Annotated in this window: 16 protein-coding genes and 1 pseudogene; 11 read left to right on the top strand and 6 right to left on the bottom strand. The window is 52.0% G+C overall.

Going from position 1 to position 20,782, the window contains the following annotated elements; translation table 11 throughout:
• Nucleotides 1–20: 20 nt before the first annotated feature.
• The 4 genes and pseudogenes from ACL7TT_RS08420 to ACL7TT_RS08405 all read left to right on the top strand — a co-directional run.
• Nucleotides 21–1,010 (top strand): SDR family oxidoreductase, encoded by a 990-nt coding sequence (locus ACL7TT_RS08420; RefSeq protein WP_413394645.1) that lies wholly within the window; start codon nt 21–23, stop codon nt 1,008–1,010.
• A gap of 214 nt (nt 1,011–1,224) precedes the next feature.
• Nucleotides 1,225–1,827, top strand: coding sequence for a DNA-3-methyladenine glycosylase I (locus ACL7TT_RS08415; protein ID WP_413394643.1), 603 nt, complete (start codon nt 1,225–1,227; stop codon nt 1,825–1,827).
• Nucleotides 1,828–2,169: 342 nt separating this feature from the next.
• The gene (locus ACL7TT_RS08410) at nt 2,170–5,028 is read left to right on the top strand and encodes a M16 family metallopeptidase (RefSeq protein WP_413394641.1); all 2,859 of its coding nucleotides are present in this window, start codon (nt 2,170–2,172) and stop codon (nt 5,026–5,028) included.
• Nucleotides 5,029–5,101: 73 nt separating this feature from the next.
• Nucleotides 5,102–5,254, top strand: a pseudogene (locus ACL7TT_RS08405) (IS1595 family transposase); the annotation flags it as partial.
• A 420-nt stretch (nt 5,255–5,674) separates the two neighbouring features.
• Here ACL7TT_RS08405 and ACL7TT_RS08400 read toward each other — a convergent pair.
• The 6 genes from ACL7TT_RS08400 to ACL7TT_RS08375 form a co-directional block, all read right to left on the bottom strand.
• A complete protein-coding gene (locus ACL7TT_RS08400) occupies nt 5,675–6,109 on the bottom strand; it encodes a DUF2214 family protein (protein WP_413394639.1) in 435 nt (144 codons plus the stop codon).
• A gap of 881 nt (nt 6,110–6,990) precedes the next feature.
• Nucleotides 6,991–7,359, bottom strand: a complete 369-nt coding sequence (locus tag ACL7TT_RS08395) for a hypothetical protein (protein ID WP_299941108.1) — start codon at nt 7,357–7,359, stop codon at nt 6,991–6,993.
• Nucleotides 7,360–7,618: 259 nt separating this feature from the next.
• Nucleotides 7,619–9,313, bottom strand: coding sequence for a flotillin family protein (locus tag ACL7TT_RS08390; RefSeq protein ID WP_413394638.1), 1,695 nt, complete (start codon nt 9,311–9,313; stop codon nt 7,619–7,621).
• Nucleotides 9,314–9,328: 15 nt separating this feature from the next.
• Nucleotides 9,329–9,982 (bottom strand): YqiJ family protein, encoded by a 654-nt coding sequence (locus tag ACL7TT_RS08385; RefSeq protein ID WP_299941104.1) that lies wholly within the window; start codon nt 9,980–9,982, stop codon nt 9,329–9,331.
• A complete protein-coding gene (locus ACL7TT_RS08380; protein WP_413394636.1) occupies nt 9,982–10,644 on the bottom strand; it encodes a PspA/IM30 family protein in 663 nt (220 codons plus the stop codon). Before ACL7TT_RS08380 ends, ACL7TT_RS08385 begins: the two co-directional genes overlap by 1 nt.
• 331 nt (nt 10,645–10,975) lie before the next feature.
• The gene (locus ACL7TT_RS08375) at nt 10,976–11,431 is read right to left on the bottom strand and encodes a hypothetical protein (protein ID WP_299941099.1); all 456 of its coding nucleotides are present in this window, start codon (nt 11,429–11,431) and stop codon (nt 10,976–10,978) included.
• A 290-nt stretch (nt 11,432–11,721) separates the two neighbouring features.
• Here ACL7TT_RS08375 and ACL7TT_RS08370 point away from each other — a divergent pair, with 290 nt between their 5' ends.
• The 7 genes from ACL7TT_RS08370 to ACL7TT_RS08340 all read left to right on the top strand — a co-directional run bounded on the left by ACL7TT_RS08370 (nt 11,722) and on the right by ACL7TT_RS08340 (nt 20,781).
• The gene (locus ACL7TT_RS08370; RefSeq protein WP_413394634.1) at nt 11,722–13,104 is read left to right on the top strand and encodes a nicotinate phosphoribosyltransferase; all 1,383 of its coding nucleotides are present in this window, start codon (nt 11,722–11,724) and stop codon (nt 13,102–13,104) included.
• 229 nt (nt 13,105–13,333) lie between these two features.
• Nucleotides 13,334–14,965 carry a TldD/PmbA family protein gene (locus tag ACL7TT_RS08365; protein WP_413394632.1) on the top strand — a complete coding sequence of 544 codons (1,632 nt, stop codon included), beginning with the start codon at nt 13,334–13,336 and terminating at the stop codon, nt 14,963–14,965.
• A gap of 38 nt (nt 14,966–15,003) precedes the next feature.
• The gene (locus ACL7TT_RS08360) at nt 15,004–16,335 is read left to right on the top strand and encodes a TldD/PmbA family protein (RefSeq protein ID WP_299941092.1); all 1,332 of its coding nucleotides are present in this window, start codon (nt 15,004–15,006) and stop codon (nt 16,333–16,335) included.
• Between the two features lie 27 nt (nt 16,336–16,362).
• Nucleotides 16,363–17,994 (top strand): TldD/PmbA family protein, encoded by a 1,632-nt coding sequence (locus ACL7TT_RS08355; RefSeq protein ID WP_413394630.1) that lies wholly within the window; start codon nt 16,363–16,365, stop codon nt 17,992–17,994.
• A gap of 152 nt (nt 17,995–18,146) precedes the next feature.
• A complete protein-coding gene (locus ACL7TT_RS08350; protein WP_299941087.1) occupies nt 18,147–18,872 on the top strand; it encodes a DUF4159 domain-containing protein in 726 nt (241 codons plus the stop codon).
• Nucleotides 18,873–18,874: 2 nt separating this feature from the next.
• Nucleotides 18,875–19,873 carry an AAA family ATPase gene (locus tag ACL7TT_RS08345; protein WP_413394628.1) on the top strand — a complete coding sequence of 333 codons (999 nt, stop codon included), beginning with the start codon at nt 18,875–18,877 and terminating at the stop codon, nt 19,871–19,873.
• 5 nt (nt 19,874–19,878) lie between these two features.
• On the top strand, nt 19,879–20,781 hold the full coding sequence (locus ACL7TT_RS08340) for a DUF58 domain-containing protein (RefSeq protein WP_299941083.1): 903 nt from the start codon (nt 19,879–19,881) through the stop codon (nt 20,779–20,781).
• Nucleotide 20,782 lies beyond the last annotated feature (1 nt).

The following is a 20,782-nucleotide window of genomic DNA, read 5'->3' as shown; positions in this document are numbered from 1 at the left end:
CAATCACGTCCGGTGGCATCATGAAACATGCATTTGTAACCGGTGCTAGCGGCTTTCTCGGCACCAATCTGGTTGAACAACTCTGTGCGGATGGCTGGCAGGTAACCGCCATGCACCGGCATACAACCGATACCCGCAGGCTCCGCTCTATGGGGGTGGCGCTGGTGGAGGGCTACCTGGAGGATCCCGATTCACTGCGTACCGCGATTCCGAAAAATGTCGATGTCCTCTTCCATATCGCCGCCAATACCAGTCTGTGGCGCGGTGGCAATGCCCAGCAATGGCGGGATAATGTAACGGGCTCGGCCAATATCGCCCGGGTGGCCAGGGAGAAAAATGTTGGGCGCTTGATCGTTACCAGTTCCATCGCCGCCTATGGCTACCATAGTGAAATCATCACCGAAGACAGTGAAAAACGGGCAGATAACCCCCACCACCACTACCTGTACACCAAGAAGCGCGGGGAACTCGCTGTGCAGAAGGAGATTGCACTGGGACTGGATGCCGTCTTCTTAAATCCCTGTGCCATTGTGGGGAAATACGATACCCACAACTGGGCGCAAACCTTTTTTTTGATCGATCAAGGCCAGTTGCCGGGCGTACCGCCCGGTTACGGGTCTTTTTGCCACGCCGGCGCGGTCGCACGGGCGCATATTGATGCCGTAGAGAAGGGCCGCTGTGGCGAAAACTATATCCTTGCCGGCACCGATGCCAGTTTCCTGGAATTCTTCGGTAAAATTGCCGAACTGCGGCACAAGCCGGTGCCCAAACGCACCTCACCGGCGTTTGTCATACATTCTGTTGCCTGGTGTTCAGACCTCTGGTCGCGGGTGAGCAGACGCGAACCCGTGATTACCCCACAAAAGGCCACTTTGGTTACGGGTCAGGTCGTGGCGAGCAGTGCCAAGGCAGAGCGGGAACTGGACTATCAATCGGGGGTGGCACTGGAGACCATGTTGTGCGAATGTCACGACTGGTTGGTACAGCAAAAGTTATTGGAGCCAAAGTGAATCGCAGTAATATTATTTTTATCCTGGTTGCCCTCCTATTGATTCTGCAATTAATCCAGCACTATTTCTTTTCCGGTGCGCAGTAAATAGTTTGCCATTCTTTCAAGCCGTGGGGAGTTGGCTCGAAACGCCAAGCTGTCCGAACGGTGATGTTTCGCACTGCAATCGCACCGCTACACAACTCGGCCACTGAACACCCCCTAAGGAGCCAACAATGAAAGAGGAGCGCTGCAGCTGGTGCTTGTCTACACCACTTTATCGGCGTTATCACGACGATGAGTGGGGGCGCCCGGTGACAGATGACAAGACGCTATTCGAGTTTCTGTTGCTGGAGGGAGCCCAGGCGGGCCTGTCCTGGATTACTGTGTTGAACAAGCGGGAAAATTACCGGCGCCTCTTCGATGATTTTTCGGTGGAAAAGATCGCGCGCTATACGCCAAAAAAAGTGGAAAAACTGCTGCAGAATCCGGGCATTATCCGCAACCGACTCAAGGTGGAGTCCGCGGTGAAAAATGCCCGCGCCACTCTGGCCCTGCGGGATAAGGGGACTTCGCTGTCGCAGTTTCTCTGGCAATTTACCGGTGGCCGGGTGATCGTAAACCACCCCGTTTCTCTCGGACAGGTGCCTGCCAGCACCCCCGAGTCCGACGCCATGAGCAAGGCATTGAAAAAGGCCGGTTTTAGTTTTGTTGGCTCAACCATAATGTATGCCCATATGCAGGCCACCGGCATGGTCAATGACCACTTACACACCTGCCCGGCGCACCAGCGCTGTGTGGATGCGGCGCAAGCAGCGGGCCTGACAACGGGCCAATAAAGTGATTCATGCCCAGCGAACCATTCATCAGGACTTTTCAGTCAGGCTGAAAAAAATGATCAATTCGGGTATCCTCATGCTAAAAATTGGGGATTTGAACGGTAAACAATCTCAGGAATTTCGAGTGGAATACCTTCGGTCAAAGACAAATAGGTGGTTTATAATTCCTGTACTCCAATTATCACAAAAATAGAAGAGGTTCTTAGTCTATTACAAAATTCATTATGAACAAGAGCACCGGATACTTTACCGTCAAAATCTAATTGCGGTAGTATCTTGCGCTATTTTAGTAACCCTAGACCATGAAAGGTCATTCATACTCTTTGTTGTGAGGAAACTACATTGAAAAAATTACTTGCTGTTGGGTTAGCGGCGTCATTAGCCGCTTGTCAAACTAATTACTCGGGTGGTGATACATCTGCTCGTTCTGCGCTACCTCAAGGTGTTACTTTAATTGAAGAGGTTAAGCGTCAAGGTGACGAAATAGTTATCCCTTATAAAAAATACCAATTGGCCAATGGATTAACCGTTGTTATTCATGAAGATCAATCAGATCCATTGGCACATGTTGATATGACTTATCATGTTGGCTCTGCTCGTGAGCAGGTTGGTAATTCAGGGTTTGCACATTTTTTCGAACATATGATGTTTCAAGGTTCAGAAAATGTGGCGGATGAAGAACACTTTAAAATCGTTTCAGAATCAGGCGGTACTTTAAACGGAACCACTAATACTGACAGAACCAACTACTTCCAAACGGTTCCCGTGAATCAACTTGAAAAAATGCTCTGGTTGGAAGCTGATCGTATGGGGTTCTTATTGAACGCCGTTACGCAAGAAAAGTTTGAAGTTCAACGTGAGACAGTTAAGAACGAGCGTGGACAACGCGTTGATAATAGGCCCTACGGACGTCTATCTGAAACTTTGTCAGCAGCACTTTATCCTGAGGGCCACCCATATTCCTGGCCAGTAATCGGCTACACCGAAGATTTAAATCGCGTTGATGTTAACGACTTAAAGAAGTTTTTCTTACGTTGGTATGGTCCAAATAATGCGACGCTTACCATTGGCGGTGCGGTAGACCCAGTACAAACAATGGCCTTGGTAAACAAATATTTTGGTTCGATTCCTAGAGGCCCTGAAGTCATTGTTGCAAAGAAGCCTTCAGTTACATTGAATGAAGACCGCTATGTCTCTTTTGAAGACAATGTTAATTTGCCGCTAGTGTTCATGACTTTCCCTACGGTATATGCGCGTCATGAAGATGAGCCTGCTTTGGACATTTTGGCTGAAATCCTAGGTGGTGGTAAAACGTCTATCTTGTATAAAAATCTGGTTAAGAATGGCTTAGCCGTTCAATCCCAGGTCAATCACCGTTGCCAGGAACTGGCATGTACTTTCACTATGTTAGCACTACCTAATCCGGCTGCGGGGAAGTCTTTGGCTGATTTAGAGTCTGTGATTCGAGCCTCTTTCTCAGAGTTTGAGCAGCGTGGCGTGAAAGAAGATGATCTGTTAAAAGTTAAAGCCAAATTAGAGGCTAATACTATTTTTGGGTTGCAATCTGTTGCAGGTAAAGTAGCTGAACTGGCTTTCTTTGAAACTTTTGCAGGTACACCTAACTACATTGGGCAGAATATTGAACGATACAACGATGTGACCAAAGAAGATGTGGTTCGTGTTTACAATCAATACTTAAAAAATAAACATTCCGTCATTGTCAGCGTGGTTCCTAAAGGACAGCCTGACGCTATTGCGAAAGCTGATAATTTTAGCATCCCACAAAGAAATATACCCGAAAGAAAACAAGTTAAAACGTCTGATTTAGATACGCGACGCGCAATTGATAGCTTTGATCGTTCTCAACAACCCATTGCGGGCGCCAACCCACTTGTTAGTGTGCCGGCATATTGGGAAGCACAGCTAAGTAATGGCATTAAGGTTTTAGGTTCGCAAAGCCAGGAAACACCAACGACCAGTATTTTAATTAAAGTACAAGGCGGCCACTTCGCTGAACCTGTTGATAAAGCCGGATTGGCAAATCTTACAGCTGACTTGTTGAACGAATCAACCACAGCTCGTACTAACGAAGATATGAGCCTTGAATTACAAAAACTGGGTAGCAATGTAAGAATCTTTGCTCGCAATGAAACAATTAATATATTTGTCAGCAGCTTGAGCAAGAATCTAGACGCAACATTAAAATTAGTAGAGGAAAAGCTTCTTAAACCAGCATTTAATGATGTTGATTTCAATCGCCTTAAGTCTCAAACCATCCAAGGTATACAGAACGCTCGCAAGGATGCCAATGCATTATCTAATGAAGCTTGGAGTAAGCTTTTGTATGGGAATAGTATTGCGGGCATACCAGTAACTGGTAGCGTGGATAGCGTTAGCAAACTAACAGTTGCTGATGTAAGAGATTTCTATAACAACTTTGTGAAGCCTCAAGGTGCTGAGTTGATTATTGTGAGTGATTTATCGCAACCACAAATTAACAAATCCTTGAGTAGGCTGACTTCATGGACGGGTAAGGGAAATGTATTTAACCGCACATTTAAGCCAGTGAGTTTTGATCCAAAAACGGTTTATATCGTCAACAAAGATGAGGCTGCGCAGTCTGTTATCCGCATTGGCAAACCAAGCCTGAAACGAGATTTTACAGGAGAATTCTATAAAGCCGGCTTGATGAACTTTAATCTTGGCGGTGCGTTTAACAGCCGCATAAACCTTAACCTTCGCGAAGACAAGGGTTATACCTATGGTGCTGGTGGTCGATTTAGTGCGAGTAAAAACAATGGTCAGTATCGAGTTGGCGCAAGTGTTAGAGCCGATGCAACTGACAAATCATTTATTGAATTTGAAAAAGAACTTAGAGCCTATCGTAACCACGGTATGACAAATGAAGAGCTAGACTTTATGCGTAAAGCGGTTGGGCAACGTGATGCAAGAAGTTATGAAACGCCAGATCAAAAACTACAGTTTTTAGGTGATATATTAGAGTACGATTTGCCAGCTGATTTTACTCAGAGGCAAGCTGAAATTATCCAAAATACCAGCCTTGCTGAATTCAACTCATTGGCTCAAAAGCATTTAGATATTGATACAATGGCAAAATTGGTTGTTGGTGATGCTGAAAGTCTGAAACCTCAGTTCGAGGAACTTGGATACAAAGTCGAAGTTATTGATTTAGATAAGTAACCGTTTATTTAGACTCTGAAAGGCGTGAAGTATTGAGCTTCACGCCTTTTTTTATTTTACAAAACTCTCTTTTATACGGTCAAAATATGCGAAGCGTTATCTGGCGGAATTTCAATATCGTTTCAATTGCAGATTCAACCTTTGCGCGCTCATTCCACGGCTCGCCTACGCCTCTCTCCGGACACCACCGCCACCAGAAAAATTGCTAAACCTCGGCTTAACTTAGCTGGTAATTAGGCACCTTTAAGACCATTAGATTTGGCTAATCTTTAGCGCAAAAATCCCATCAGGCCCAATAAAGAATGGGCGCATGAGCCGGCAATACACAAGACTCCTGAATATCGTCAACCCAAAGAAAGTCAGGGGGATTAACTATATTCTCTGTTTTCACCACCTTTAGCGTTAGTTATTTTTTATTCCGATAAGTGAAATTATTCCATCGGAAAGGGTTCCCCTCCAGCTGGGGTAATTATGGCCTTCTTTAAACTCTCTGTAGTCTACTGAATATCCTTTTGAAATTAAAATATCTCTGAATTAGCGATTCATCCCCAACCCTGAGGGTCCAGCCTCATAAAGTCCAGCATCCAAGTAAAAAGTTAGAGGAAGTCGTGGAGAGTTAAGGTACAGATCACATACCAGGCAGTTTTTATAGGTACCCGACGCCTCTAGAGATTAATACACCAAGATAGGGGAGCATTAACAATAATAATAGCTCAAGGCGTTTAATGGCAATAATATGCGCTGGAACATCCAACACCGGTTTGGCACTTTTGCGGTTTTTGAGTAAAAAAACGGTTGGAATCACTGAGATCAGAGCAATGACTAAAAAAAGACCAAGCTTTGCGTGAAACACGGGATTGTCAGAATAGAATTCCTTGGGCTTTCCGACATAAAGCCACAGGAATAAACCGGCAGTTAAGGTTAAAACCGCCGAGATACCGTATACAAGGTCGATAAATGCTAATTTTTTACGCATTTCAATGACCAATTTTTTTGAAAACAAGATGTTTTCAGAGATCAACATGGAAGCAAGCAGGATAATGCCTAAAAAATGGCCATATCTAATAAAAGTATCGTTCATGATTGTCTCATCGAATGCGATTTCGCAGCCACAATAAGTCCGTTATTGGTACAGACCGCCACATCCGGCTCCTCAAGTGTAGTTTTGCTTGTATTGTACACACGTACTATTTACCCGATATTTAAACAGCCATTCCATACCGCCCTGAAATGCTGGCGCAACTATCCGATATTGTTGATATTTTACGAGTGCATGTCAGCCCGCGATCTAAGGAAAAAATGATAAGCTGGAAATAGTTTAACAGACACTTGAAACCAAGCCGCCGGGTTAATAGTGAAACCAAACCGATTAGATTACAGCGAATATGTGACCCTTGTGTACCATTTTGCAGCCTTGCGCCAAGTTTTCTCCCAAGTCCCAACTCACAAGGCGCTATTATACTACTAAAGCCTTATGTAGCGACATTACATTCGATTACCGGGACAATGTTAACCAGTCAGCTTGGCACAAAAAATACCGGTATACTTGCTACGAAAGTTTAACTTCACGAATTTCTATGGTTATTGCAAATGTAATTTTCACCATAAGACAAATGTTCTTTTACAACCATCTTTCCTGAAAGATACGAATGCTTAAATTTAACACAAATCAGATCAACTCAAAAATAGAGGACATGCAATAGGCGCTTGGGGAAAAGTCCGACTTTGAAGCTCAGTCGGCAGGTTGGCTTGCCGCATTCGACAGTATAAATGCGATGTAATTTAATATCGAAACCGCATGTTGGGAAGGTATGTGCAATACTATTGATACTTTCAAACTATACCGTCTCTATACCTACGGAATATAGCGCAAAGCTTTAATTAGGGCTCTGTAGCGTTAAATGGGACACCCACAAACCCTATCGCTAGCGCCGATTATTGCATCGGCGCCAACCTCGGAAGTTAAAAACCGGTTTCGTAATGCATACTGGCCTCCACATACTCGATAGTGCCATCGTCGTAATGGATATAGGCTTCCGCTTGGTTCGGTGCATAGGCACGCACGGTCACTGTACAGGACAGCCCTGAATTACAGCCTTTTATCCAGTTAATTCGATCAATCGACTTGGTAATGTTGGTGATTGCCCAGCTTCCCGAAGTGGAATTGCCAAAACTGAAATCTATCCCCTCACAATGGGAAGTCCCGTTGCCAAAGACATTCCCGCCTGATTGCACATTGAGCGTACATACAAGATCGGCAGAGAGGGCGGGGAGTGCGGTAAAGGAGCCGACCACAAACAAAGATGCTAATAGTATTTTTTTGGTAAACATAATCCTGACCTTATAATTTCAAATCCATTGATATCGCTATATATACAGCGATCATTGCCAGCTTATCACTGGCATTAGCACTTTCCTACCTATAAAAAAACCCGACCACGGTAAACTGTGGTCGGGTTAACAAAAAATGTGTTTTTAGAAATTAGATGCTTATCTCGGGCAAGCTACCAGGATTTCAATCAATACACTCTACCGGTACCCGTCAGTAGCGAGTACTCTGCGAGTTTTCAGAGAAAACCAATGTCCACTCTTACGCTTTTGTCTCGACAGTCTGGCTGAGATCTCCGACACCCGCTTCTTTCAGCAAGGAATCCACCAATGGCGCCATAGCACGGTGTTTGAGCGCGCTGCCTACCAGGGCTTCCGGCAGGCTTTGTCCTTTGGCTTGCGCATCGCTGTCGAGAATACCACTACCGGCACGGCCATCCATGCCGTTCAGCCCTTCCACAGAGATAATTTTCATCCCCTCAATAGCCTCCAGCGGCTTGACACTCTCGCGGATAATATTTGGTAGATTCTCGTGCAAACTGAGGACTTTCTTGAGGGCGATCTGCGCTTCGTTGAGACTGTTGAAGGCCTCGTTCATAAGGCGTTGACCCTCGGCATCCACGGCGTATTTTTCGCGGTCTGCGTCCACCTTAATACGTACAGCTTCCGCCTCCGCACCGGCTTGCAGGCGCAGCGCTTCGGCGCGGTCTTCCGCAGCGGCTTTTTCCGCCTCGGCCGCCACCTTGATTGCGGTGGCCTGGCGTTCGGCAACTTTTTGCGCCTCGATAATCTCGATACGCTTATCCCGCTCCGCGACCTCCACATCCTTGGCCGTGTGCACCTGTTCCTCGGCTTTCACCGCCTCGGCCAGGGCTACGTTGGCCTGCTGATCGGCGAGGGACTGCTCCTTGGATTTTTCCGCGATGGCAATGGCGCGCTCCTGCTCGGCAATCTCCACGGATTTCTGTTTGGAAATACGCTGCTCTTCCAGGAATCGCTCGCGATCAATTTCCTGTTCCTGCAGGCACCGTTCCTTCTCAATTTCCAGCAGCTTGGTTGCCTGTTCCGCAGCGATCTGCGACTGGCTCACTTCGCGCTGGGCTTCAATCTCTGCCTGGCGGGCGGCGCGCTCCTGCGCGGCCTGTTCGCGAGTGATATCGGCCTGTTGTGCGGCCTCGCGGTTTTCCAGTTCGCGCTGCTGCTCCAGGTGGGCGTAGCGTTTTTCCTTGTCAATTTCCAGCTTCTGGCGCTCTGCCTCGAGATTTTTCTTCTCGATCTGCACCATGGTTTCCTGCTCGACATCATTGACTTCTTTGCGTCGCGCCTCAATAGAACGGGTCATGCTGGCGAGACCCTCTGCGTCGAACACATTGTCCTGGTTGAAAAACTCCTTGTGGGTCTGGTCCAGTCCTGTCAGCGACACGGATTCAAGCTCCAAGCCGTTTTTCAGCAAATCTTCAGAAACCACCTGCTGTACTTTTTGCACAAACTGGCTGCGCTGTTCATGCAGCTCGGCCATTTCCATTTCAGCAGCCACAGAGCGCAGGGCATCCACAAACTTACCCTCGATCATGTCCTTCAAAGCCTCGGGATCCAGAGTGCGCAAACCCAGGGTCTGCGCCGCATTGGCAATGGCATCGGTATCCGGTTTCACACGCAGATAGAATTCGGCGAGCACATCCACGCGCATGCGGTCCTTGGTGATCAGGGCCTGCTGCTCCTTGCGCGATACCGCGAGCCTCAAGGTATTCATATTGACTGGGATAATTTCATGCAACACCGGCAGTACCAGGGCACCACCGTTCATAATGACTTTTTGCCCCCCCAACCCGGTGCGCACAAAGGAGCGCTCTTTGGAAGCGCGGGTGTAGAGGCGCGCAAAAATCGCTCCGATCACAATCAAAGCTACCAGTACTGCACCGGCAATAAAAAGGATGCTAGAAAAATTTTCAATCACTGAGTGGTTCTCCATTTAATTGTTTTTAATCAGATGTTGGCTGGTGGGGCGTGTCACGCGAAAATGTGCTCCTAGCGCCTCCACCAGCAACACTTTTTCTCCTTGCTGAAAGGTTTCACTCTCGTCCGGCTCCACCATCACATAATGGGTCGTGCCATATTCATCCCTGAAACGCGCTTCTGCAGGAGATCCCGTCTCGGCCACACCGATCGTGATGGTCGCCACCCGGCCCACGAAGGCGTCGCGTTCCAACGCCTCACTCTCATCACCGAGCGCAAAGCGCCGCAGCAGGTTCCCCACAAAGCGCACCTGTGGCAGGGTCAGGAAAAAGACACCCAGGGCCGCAAGACCACCGGGCAACAGCAAACCAAAAGTGGACTCGACCAAGCTCTGTAACAGCAGGCCTGTTGCACCAAAGCCAGTCAGAAAGGCCACCAGCAGGATTAACGCCGGCACCTCGCCAAAGCGCAACCAACCGAGAACCTTGGTCAGCCCACCGGACAAGCCGGTATCCGGTACCTCTAAATCAAAATTCGGCAGCAGATTATCGAGCAAATCCGAAATAGCAACGCCGATCAGTGTCATCACACCCTCGAGCAACGCGATCATTAACATCAATATCAGTGCGCCGGTAAAGATCAGATTCTGGTCCTGTAACAGAAATACCATCAGGCCCCCGACTTGAGCTTGGCCAAACGCTCCTGAATGCGGTTATTGCGTGCCAGTTCCTCAAGTTCCGCTAGCTTGTTTGCATCCGCACAGGATCTGGAGGTGGGTACACCCGCCCGCTCCAGTACCCGGTTAAAGACCTCGGTGGCCTGTTCCACCTGGTTTTCCGTGCTGCGGCTGGTACCGCGGCCATCCCCGCTGACACCATTGACCACATGCTCGCTGGCCTTGGCATACTCTCTGAGCTGCTCGCGCATTTCACGTTTCTTGCCCTGCAGGGCATTGATGTAGGCATTCAGTTCCTGCATCTCCGCATCGTTCTCTACAATCGCTTTTTCCAGCACCGGCAGTTGTGCCTCAATATCCATCTGTTTGGCAATGGCGGCTTCAGCCAGGTCATCGCGCCCGGCCTTGACCGCAACATCAATCTGCTCCACCAGGGCACTGTGACGGCTGTTCTCATCGTTGAGTGCCTTGGCGTTGAGATATTTGGCAGCTTCCGCCTTACCCAATTGTTCCCGCACATCGGCAATGGCCTCATCTATCTCACGGGTTGCCTGTTCCATCACCAATTGCGGTGTTGCGTTTTCCACTGAATCCACCAGTGCATTGGCGGATGCTGAAATTAATCGCGAGATACGCTTGATCAATCCTTCTCTCATGAGTATTACCCTCTGTTGTTTTAAAATTTCCCAAAGCCAGATGCGATCCATCAACACCCGACGGTTGCCCACAGACCCTGTCCGAGTGACTGGATTCAACTGTCTGTGAATTTTTCCGGCACCAGGCCGGTTGTGACGTATCCCTTTACCACCACAATGAAAAGACCGACAGTTAAACGGATCTTGCATACCCCGATGGATTGCCATCTCGACAATAAGGGATACCTGGCTGCAATTGCCTTTATTGGCGTGCCCTGCCGGCCCTACCAACCCAGAAAACTTGTAATTGGTGGCATTTTGAAACTGAATAAATCCCATCCGGTAAGGGGTTTTATTCGGTCAGGGCACCCTCCAACCGCTGGCGAATGGTTGGTGCCGACTCGCGGTGAAGACTGCGCGGATTCTCCTGCTGTGCCAGCAATAGCATTTTTTCCAAAAAGGCATCCACAACAGGTACGAGGCCCTTTTCCAAAGGTGGTGCCATCACTTCACAGGTAGCACTGTTCTGCACGATTGCCACACTTTCTGCCAGCAATTCCAGTACGGCTTCCACCAGTAAACTGCGCTGGTTTTCCTCTATATAGCGGGCCTTGACCGCAAGTACGGCGCCTGCCGAAGCGAGGTAGGCGCGCGCCAGACTCTGCACCCCCACCGACTCCCTCGCCATGGCGATGACTTCACGCACTTTTTCACTTTGCGTGACTGCGCCATTGCGATCGATGGACATCAGATAGGCATAGTCATCCGCTGATAAACGCGTCGAAATGGATTGAGATTTATTGAGCATGTTGTTCCCTTGCTTGCCATGTATACAAAAGTACACATCTATATACAAAAGATCAACCACTATGGATCGGATTAATTTGGACAGGTGATCCAAATGACAGGAGAAAAATACCGCGTTGCGCTGTGCTATCTATTATTCAGGCGTGCTTTCGCCGGGGCGTGTATCCAGAATGTCACACGAAGGAAAATTACACGCACTTACACCGGGCGTTTCCCCAGCAAAAACGGGGCGCTCTAACAGGCAATTTGCGACACAGGTAATGCCTTCTGCCAAACTCAGCTGAAATAGCCATGCCAACAGAAAATCCGATCCTCAATGTGGACAGCTACAAGGCGAGTCACTACCTGCAATACCCGCCAGGCACAGAGTATGTCAGCAGCTATATTGAGTGCCGCGGAGGAGAATTCACCCAGACAGTCGTGTTTGGATTGCAGGCATTCCTCAAGGAATATCTGTGCAAACCGGTGACTCGAGAGCATATCGAGGAAGCGGCAGATATACTGCAATGCCACGGCCTGCCTTTCCACCGTGCGGGCTGGGAACATATAGCACTGAGACACGGGGGCCTGTTGCCGCTGGAAGTCAGCGCTGTCGAAGAGGGTTCTGTCATTCCCCTGCACAACGTCACGACACAGGTGGTCAACACCTGCCCCGCCTGTTTCTGGCTGACCAGCTATATTGAAACCGCGCTGGTGCGCGCTATCTGGTACCCCTCCACAGTGGCCACCCAGAGTCGGGAAATCAAAAAAATCATCGCCCACTATTTAAGAGAAACCGCGGATTCCCAGGAGGGCCTGCCCTTTAAATTACATGACTTTGGTGCCCGCGGAACCAGCAGCCTCGAGAGTGCCATGCTCGGCGGCATGGCGCACCTGGTGAATTTTCACGGAACCGATACGCTTTCCGGGGTTATGGCGGCAAGGAAATTTTATCGTGCCGGCATGCCGGGATTTTCCATACCTGCAGCAGAACACAGCACCATTACTGCCTGGGGCCGCGAACACGAAGTATCCGCCTATCAGAATATGATGGAACAATTTTCTGGTAAACATAAACGCTTTGCGGTGGTGAGCGACAGCTATGATTTGTGGAATGCGGTGGAGCATATCTGGGGTAAAACCCTGAGAGACGCTGTGATCAATACACCCGGCACTGTGGTTATTCGCCCCGATTCCGGCAATCCGGTACAGATTGTGGTCGAGTGTATCGAACGGTTAATGACAATTTTCGGCGCCGAGACCAATCGCAAAGGCTATCGGGTGCTGCCGGATTATATCCGCCTGATCCAGGGCGACAGCGTATCGCGTTTTTCTATTCCAAAAATTCTGCAGGCAATGAAGGAGCAGCACCAGAGCGCTGACAACATCACCTTCGGGATGGGGGGAGAACTGTTGCAGAAAGTGGACCGCGACCTGATGAGCTTCGCCATGAAAGCCAGTGCCGTGCGCATCTTCGGCACTTGGCGGGATGTGTACAAGAACCCGCGCACCGGTCCCGAAAAGGCATCCAGACGCGGGCGCCTGGCCTTGGTTCAGCAGGACAATGGTGCACTGCAGACCGTTCGCCTGGAGTCACTTGGCCAGCGCCGCAACCTGCTGAGACCGGTATATCGCAATGGCGAGCTGCTGATCGATGCCACCTTTGATCAGGTACGCCAACGCGCATCGATTTAAGTGGGCCCCCTCTATTCTCCTCCGCCAACTATCCACCTGCCCCCACCAGGCCTCACTTCACCGAGGTGCCACTTTACAAGAGGGCGTGAAGCCTGATAGTTGTACATCCTTCTAGGTGCAAACCTGGTACGGACTCTATGCCCGAAAGAGCCCCGCGCAATGACCGGGCCCATAACAATAAACGCACCCCAAGCGGGCAAACCGCTGCGTTGGGGATACAAGGTAGCCAATGGAAAGAAGACAATTCCTCAAAATCGCCGGCGTCGGCACCGGCGGTCTATTATTGCCCCTACAGGGGATACAGGTCAGTGCCGAGCAACTGCTCAATGAAGGGATGCACACCTCAGACAAGAGGCAACTGGCGGATGTAGTCCTGAACACGGCCCGCAAAGCCGGCGCCAGCTATGCGGATGTGCGTATCGGCCGCTATCTCAACCAGTACGTACTGACCCGCGAAACCAATGTCGAGAATATCATCAATACGGAATCCCTCGGCGCTGGCATCCGCGTGATCGCCAACGGCACCTGGGGCTTCGCCGCCACCAATGACCTGACTTCCGACGGTGTCGCCAGAGCCGCGCGCCAGGCTGTGGCTGTGGCTGTGGCCAACGCCAGATACCAGACAGAGCCCGTTCACCTGGCGCCGGTTAAAGGGATGGGCGAAGTCTCCTGGCAGACGCCCATCCAGCAAAATGCCCTGGAAGTGCCCATCAGCGAGAAGGTTGACTACCTGATGGCCGTCAACAACAGTGCACTCAAGGCCGGCGCCAGCTATATCCGCTCCTCCCTGTACCTGGTGAACGAGCAGAAGTACTTCGCCTCCAGTGATGGCTCCTATATCGACCAGGATATCCACCGCCTGTGGGCGCCTATGCAGGTTACGGCCGTGGATAAGAAAAGTGGTGCCTTTAAAACCCGCAACGGCCTCAGCGACCCGGTGGGCAGAGGCTATGAATACCTGGCCGGTCACGAGAAAGACAAAATCCGCGGCCAGACCACGCTCTACAAAACCTCCTACGATATGGCCGAAGATGCGGTGCTGGCTGCCGAGCAGGCCCAGGCAAAACTGTCGGCCAAGTCCATCGAGCCCGGCAAGTACGACCTGGTGCTGGAGCCGTCTCACCTGTGCCTGACCATCCACGAATCCGTCGGCCATCCGCTGGAACTGGACCGTGTGCTCGGCTATGAGGCCAACTATGCCGGTACCTCCTTTGCCACCCTGGATAAATGGCGCAGCGGCAAGTTCCAGTACGGCAGTGACAAGGTCACCCTGTTTGCTGACAAGGTACAGCCCGGTTCCCTCGGTGCGGTCGCCTACGACGACGAGGGGGTGAAAACCAAGCGCTGGAACCTGGTAAAAGACGGTATCCTGGTCAACTACCAGGCCACCCGCGACCAGGTGCATATGATCGACCAGAAGGAATCCCACGGCTGCAGTTATGGGGATAGCTGGTCCAGTGTGCAATTCCAGCGTATGCCCAACGTCTCCCTGGCACCGGGTGAGAAAAAATACGCGGCAAAAGATATGATCCGCGATGTGGAAAAAGGGATTTATATCGTCGGTCGCGGCTCCTTCTCCATTGACCAGCAGCGTTACAACTTCCAGTTCGGTGGGCAGCTGTTCTACGAAATCAACAACGGTGAGATTGTCGGCCAGGTGGAGGACGTTGCCTACCAGTCCAACACCCAGGAATTCTGGAACGCCTGCTCAGCCATTTGTGACAGCAGAGACTACCGCCTGGGCGGTACCTTCTTTGACGGCAAGGGCCAGCCCAGCCAGGTAAGTGCGGTTTCCCACGGCTGTTCCACTACCCGATTCGACAAAGTCAACGTTATCAATACCAAGCGCAAGATTGCCTGACCGGCTGCGCACAAAAATAAGTAATTGGAGAAAAGGCAATGGCAATTCTCAGCAGAAGTGAAGCAAAGCGTATTCTCGACAAGGTTTTAAAGTACAGCCGCGCCGATGAGGCCAGCGCACAACTGGGCGGAGGCGAGACCGGCAATATTCGCTATGCGCGCAACAGTGTCTCCACCAGCGGTATCGTCAATAACACCGAACTGGCAGTGGAAGCGCGCTTTGGCAAGAAATCCGGTGTGGCCACCATCAATGAATTCAGCGATGCTTCCCTGGAAAAAGTAATGCGCCGCGCCGAGGAGTTGGCCAAACTCTCGCCGGAAAACCCGGAATCCATGCCTATTCTGGGCCCGCAGAAATATATGAGTGTGGACGGCTTCGCCAAATCCACCGCGGATATCACTCCGGACCAGCGCGCCAAGGCCGCAGCGGACTCCATTATCGCGGCTAAGGAAAAGAAAGTGGTTGCCGCCGGCTACCTGGAAGATGAGCGCGCCTTTGCCGCAGTTGCCACCTCCAAGGGGCTGTTCGGCTATCACGCCGCCACCTCCGCCAACTTCACCGTCACCATGCGCACGCAGAATGGCCTGGGTTCCGGCTGGGCGGAGAGCGATGTCACTGACTTCGCCAGCATGAATACCGGCAGCTCCTCCTCTGTGGCCATCGACAAGGCCCTGCTGTCCCAGAAAGCCCGTGCCCTGGAGCCGGGCAAGTACACCGTGGTCCTGGAACCCAATGCGGTCTCCGGCCTGATGGGCTATATGCTGAGCGGTTTCAACGCACGCAGTGCCGACGAGGGCCGCAGTTTTATGAGTAAGAAAGGCGGTGGCAACCGCATCGGCGAAAAGATGTTCGACAAGCGCGTACATATCTACTCCGATCCCGCCAACCTCAATGTACCGGCACAGCCCTGGGCCAACTCCGACTTTATGCCGCAAGAGCGCATCGATTGGGTCAAGGACGGGGTGGTGAAAAACCTGACGCGCAGCCGCTACTGGGCCAAACAGAGCAAGAGCGAATCGGTGCCGGAACCCAACAACCTGATTATGGTCGGCGGCGACAAATCCACCGAAGAGCTGATCAAGAACACCCGCCGCGGCATCCTGGTGACCCGCACCTGGTATATCCGCATGGTCGATCCACAATCCCTGCTGCTCACCGGCCTCACCCGCGACGGCACCTTCTATATCGAGAACGGCAAGATCCAATACCCGGTGAAGAACTTCCGTTTCAATGAAAGTCCGGTGATCATGCTCAACAATATCGAGGATATGGGTATACCGGAGCGCGTGGGCATGTGGGGGATGTCCGCTATGGTGCCCGCACTGAAAGTACGCGACTTTACCTTCAGCAGCCTTTCCGACGCCGTATAACGGCCCGCCCCCATTGAGGATGACGAAATGGACAGAAGAAAATTTCTCCAGCTCAGCGGTGCCGGCCTGGGTGTCTCCATGTTGCCGCTTTCCGGCAACCTGGTAGCCGAGAGCAAACTCACCCAGAGCGGTATTGATCTCGCCGTAAAAAAAGAGTTTGCGGATGTGGTCCTGAACAGTGCCAGAAAACTCGGCGCTAGTTATGCGGATGTGCGCATTGGCCGCTACCTGAACCAATACGTGGTCACCCGCGAAATGAAGGTACAAAATGTGGTGAATACCGAATCCATCGGTATGGGTATCCGGGTGATCGCCAACGGCACCTGGGGCTTTGCCGCCACCAATGATCTGACCACCGATGGCGTCGCCCGCGCTACCCGTCAGGCGGTAGCCACCGCCAAAGCCAATGCCAAATACCAGCAAGAACCGGTGCAGCTGGCCCCGGTGAAAGGCCACGGCGAGGTCAGCTGGCAGACGCCAATTCAAAAAAATGCCATGCAAATCCCCATCGCGGAGAAGGTAGACCTGTTGATGGAGGTGAATAAGTCTGCGCTGGATGCCGGTGCCAGCTATATCAACTCCATGCTGTACCTGGTGAACGAGCAGAAATATTTTGCCTCCACCGACGGCTCTTACATCGAACAGGATGTCCACCGATTGTGGGCGCCCTTCTCGGTAACGGCGGTGGACAAGAAAACCGGCGGCTTCCGCACCCGCCAGGGCCTGAGCCAGCCGGTGGGCCGCGGCTTTGAATACCTGGACGGTCGCACCCAAGACAAAATCCAATCGCAGACAGTGCTTTACCGCGATTCCTACGATATGACCGAAGACGCGCGCCTGGCGGCACAGCAAGCCCAGGAAAAGCTCACGGCCAAATCGGTAAAACCGGGTAAATACGATCTGGTGCTGGATCCCAGCCATCTGTGGCTCACTATTCACGAATCCGTCGGACACCCGCTGGAACTGGACCGCGTGCTCGGCTATGAGGCCAACTTTGCCGGTACCTCTTTCGCCACCCTGGATAAATGGCGCAGTGGCAAATTCCAGTACGGCAGCGACAGGGTCAACCTGTATGCCGATAAAGTACAGCCCGGCTCTCTCGGTGCAGTCGGCTATGACGACGAGGGCGTGAAGACCGGCAACTGGGATCTGGTAAAAGACGGTGTTCTGGTGAACTACCAAGCCATTCGCGACCAGGTACATATGCTGGGGCAGAAGGAATCCCATGGCTGCTGTTACGCCGACAGCTGGTCCAGCGTGCAATTCCAGCGCATGTCCAACGTTTCACTGTCACCGGGCAAGGAAGAGTTGAGCGTCGACGATATGGTCAAGGATGTGGAGAAAGGTATTTATATTGTCGGTGCCGGCTCCTTTTCCATCGACCAGCAGCGCTACAATTTCCAGTTCGGCGGCCAGCTGTTCTACGAAATCGAAAACGGCAAGATCACCGGCATGGTAGAGGATGTCGCTTACCAGTCCAACACCCAGGAATTCTGGAATGCTTGCTCGCAGGTGTGCGACAAGCGCGACTACCGACTGGGCGGGTCCTTCTTCGATGGCAAGGGGCAACCAAGCCAGATAAGTGCCGTGTCCCATGGTAGTTCCACCGCGCGTTTTGACGGTATCAATGTGATCAACACCAAGCGCAAGCTGGGCTGATTATTTATGCGTGCAAGGGTCAAGCCGGTGAAAACCGGCATCTATCTGTTACAGACTGAATGTGTAGCTGGTACGACCCTTGCCTTAGTCTTTCCCAGAATCATTTCAACAATAAACCCATAATTCAACCAATGCCGTAATAGAGTTATCCCGTGTCCCTCACCCGCAAGGCTTTTCTTCAGCACCTGATCCTGGGCAGTTGCGCCGCAGCGCTGCCACTGGGTGGACGTGCGCAAAATACAGAAGCGGGTAGCGCACGGGAACACTACGATTTTTATTTCACCCGCCTGATGTACGAATCCGGTGACTGGGATGTGGATCAGCGCATGCCCTCCAACCTGCTTAACTCGCTGGTGGAGTACACCAACCTGAAAGTCGACCCCAAAGAGCACATAGTGCCATTGGCCGACAAGAAAATGCTGCTGGCTCCTTTCTGCTACCTGGCCGGACACAAACTGGTGCAGTTCACCCCGGAGGAGGTGAGGAATTTTCGCGATTACGTTAATCGCGGCGGCTTTGTATTTGTGGACGACTGCAACCACGATATCGACGGCCTCTTTGCCAAATCCTTCGAAACGCAAATGACCGAGCTGTTTGGCAACGGCTGCCTGCAAAAACTCCCGCACGATCACGACCTCTACCGCTGCTTTTTCCAGTTCGACGAACTGCCGGTAACCAGTTTCGAGTTAAATGGCTGGGGCGACGACCTGGTACACGATTACCTGAAAGCCATCGTCGTCAACGGGCGCATCGCGGTACTCTACAGCAATAAGGATTTTGGCTGTGAATGGGACTACGACTACCGCAACAAACGCTGGCTCGCCATCGACAATACAAAATTCGCGGTAAACATTGTTATTTACGCACTCACGAGCTGACTATGCTGACCACTCTGGAAAATACCATCGAAGAACAACTGCACAGCCTGGACAACCTGCAGCAAGAAATTGCGCGGGTGATTGTCGGTCAGAAGCCGGTGGTGGAACAGATGCTGATCTGCCTGCTGGCCGGTGGCCATGCCCTGCTTGAGGGGGTGCCGGGGCTGGGTAAAACCCTGTTGGTAAAAACCCTCGCCGATGCCAGCGCGTTGGATTTCAAACGGGTACAGTTCACCCCGGATTTGATGCCCGGAGATATTCTCGGCAGTGAGATCCTCGAAGAGGACCACAGCACCGGCAAGCGCTTTTTTAAATTCCAGCGCGGCCCGGTATTTACCCATATTCTGCTCGCGGATGAAATTAACCGCACCCCGCCCAAAACCCAGGCGGCCCTGCTGGAATCCATGCAGGAGGGCTCGGTCACCGTGGGTGGCAAAACGTTGGCATTGCCCGACCCCTATTTCGTGCTGGCCACGCAAAACCCCATCGAACAGGCCGGCACCTACCCCCTGCCGGAGGCACAACTGGACCGCTTCCTGCTGAATATCCTTATCGACTATCCGGATGCGCGGGATGAGGTGGAAATCCTGCGCTCCACCACCGGTACCGCCAGAATCAAGCCAAGCCCCAGTCTGGACGCCGAGCAACTGCGCGAAATGCAGAAACTGGTGCGGGAAATTCATGTGAGCGACGACCTGTACCACTACGTGTCGGCGCTGGTGCGCGCTACCCGCGCCGACACCCGTGGCAGCACTACCCTGGACCAGTGGATCAAGTGGGGCGCAGGCCCCCGCGCTGGCCAGGCGTTGATTCTCGCCGCCAAGGCCCGCGCCCTGTTGCAGCGGCGCCTCGCCGTTACCCGCGAGGATATCCGCTGCCTGCTGCTGCCGGTGCTGCGCCATCGAATACTGCTCAGTTTCCAGGCCCAGGCCGATGGCATCCAGATGCCACAGCTGATCGACGAACTATTGGCTGCGGTGCCGGAACCCGGCCGGGACTGATCACCGTGTCATTGCTGTCCCCCAAAACCCTGGCCAGTTGTCGCGATCTGGTGTGGCTGTCACGGCATATCGCCGAAGGCGTGATGCTCGGCGTTCAGCACAGCCAGCGTCGCGGCACCGGCCTGGCGTTTCACCAGTACCGCGGCTATCAAGCGGGGGATTCGATCCGCCATATCGACTGGAAATTGTTTGCCCGCAGCGATCGCTACTATGTGCGCGAGACCGAGCAGGAGAGCCGCATGCATGTGTGCTTTGTGCTCGATACCAGCGCCTCCCTGGGCCAGGCGAGTTTTGTCGAGTCCAGCCTGAATAAACTGCATTATGCCAAATGCTGGATTGCCAGCTTGTGCTGGCTGCTCAACGCACAGGGTGACAGTTTTTCCCTGTTGGCCATCAACAGCCAACAGACTGTCCATGTGCCCGAAGGCCAGGGCGAAAGTCACCAGCGCCAGATCGCACTTCAGTTGCAGCAGCTCAATGCCTGTAACCATTGGCCGGATCAATCCCAACTGGCCCCCCTGTGGCAGTACTTCGAGCGCCCCTGCCAAGTGATATTACTGAGTGATTTTTTTGAACAGGAGAATGAGATCAGCAATTTCGCCGCACACCTGCACGCCGCCGGTCGCCCCTGCCTGCCGCTGCAATTGTTGATCGAGGCGGAGCAGACTTTTCCCTTTGGCGGGGAACTGAAGTTGCTCAACCCGGAAGCGAACCCCAATACCCCAGCAGCCTTGGAAGTTGACGCCGAGCGGCAACGCCAGTCTTACCTGGACGCTTTTGCTCGTGCGCAGAGTGCGCTCAAAGCACGCTTTGCCGCCCAGGAGTGTATATTGCAGAGCGATCTGATCGAGCAGCCTGTGGAAAAGTCCCTGCGCCAGTTTATCCAACGCCACGGCAGGTTGTGCTGAG

This window comes from Microbulbifer jejuensis (assembly GCF_047289955.1).
Lineage (GTDB): Bacteria > Pseudomonadota > Gammaproteobacteria > Pseudomonadales > Cellvibrionaceae > Microbulbifer.
Note: the sequence above shows the minus strand (reverse complement) of the source record. Positions and strands in the feature narration are given on the sequence as shown.

What these genes read in the sequence shown, in the direction of transcription:
- ACL7TT_RS08420 (WP_413394645.1), top strand. Translation starts at nt 21, where the DNA reads ATGAAACATGCATTTGTAACCGGTGCTAGCGGCTTTCTCGGCACCAAT.
- ACL7TT_RS08415 (WP_413394643.1), top strand. Translation starts at nt 1,225, where the DNA reads ATGAAAGAGGAGCGCTGCAGCTGGTGCTTGTCTACACCACTTTATCGG.
- ACL7TT_RS08400 (WP_413394639.1), bottom strand. Translation starts at nt 6,109, where the DNA reads ATGAACGATACTTTTATTAGATATGGCCATTTTTTAGGCATTATCCTG.
- ACL7TT_RS08395 (WP_299941108.1), bottom strand. Translation starts at nt 7,359, where the DNA reads ATGTTTACCAAAAAAATACTATTAGCATCTTTGTTTGTGGTCGGCTCC.
- ACL7TT_RS08385 (WP_299941104.1), bottom strand. Translation starts at nt 9,982, where the DNA reads ATGGTATTTCTGTTACAGGACCAGAATCTGATCTTTACCGGCGCACTG.
- ACL7TT_RS08380 (WP_413394636.1), bottom strand. Translation starts at nt 10,644, where the DNA reads ATGAGAGAAGGATTGATCAAGCGTATCTCGCGATTAATTTCAGCATCC.
- ACL7TT_RS08375 (WP_299941099.1), bottom strand. Translation starts at nt 11,431, where the DNA reads ATGCTCAATAAATCTCAATCCATTTCGACGCGTTTATCAGCGGATGAC.
- ACL7TT_RS08370 (WP_413394634.1), top strand. Translation starts at nt 11,722, where the DNA reads ATGCCAACAGAAAATCCGATCCTCAATGTGGACAGCTACAAGGCGAGT.
- ACL7TT_RS08365 (WP_413394632.1), top strand. Translation starts at nt 13,334, where the DNA reads ATGGAAAGAAGACAATTCCTCAAAATCGCCGGCGTCGGCACCGGCGGT.
- ACL7TT_RS08360 (WP_299941092.1), top strand. Translation starts at nt 15,004, where the DNA reads ATGGCAATTCTCAGCAGAAGTGAAGCAAAGCGTATTCTCGACAAGGTT.
- ACL7TT_RS08355 (WP_413394630.1), top strand. Translation starts at nt 16,363, where the DNA reads ATGGACAGAAGAAAATTTCTCCAGCTCAGCGGTGCCGGCCTGGGTGTC.
- ACL7TT_RS08345 (WP_413394628.1), top strand. Translation starts at nt 18,875, where the DNA reads ATGCTGACCACTCTGGAAAATACCATCGAAGAACAACTGCACAGCCTG.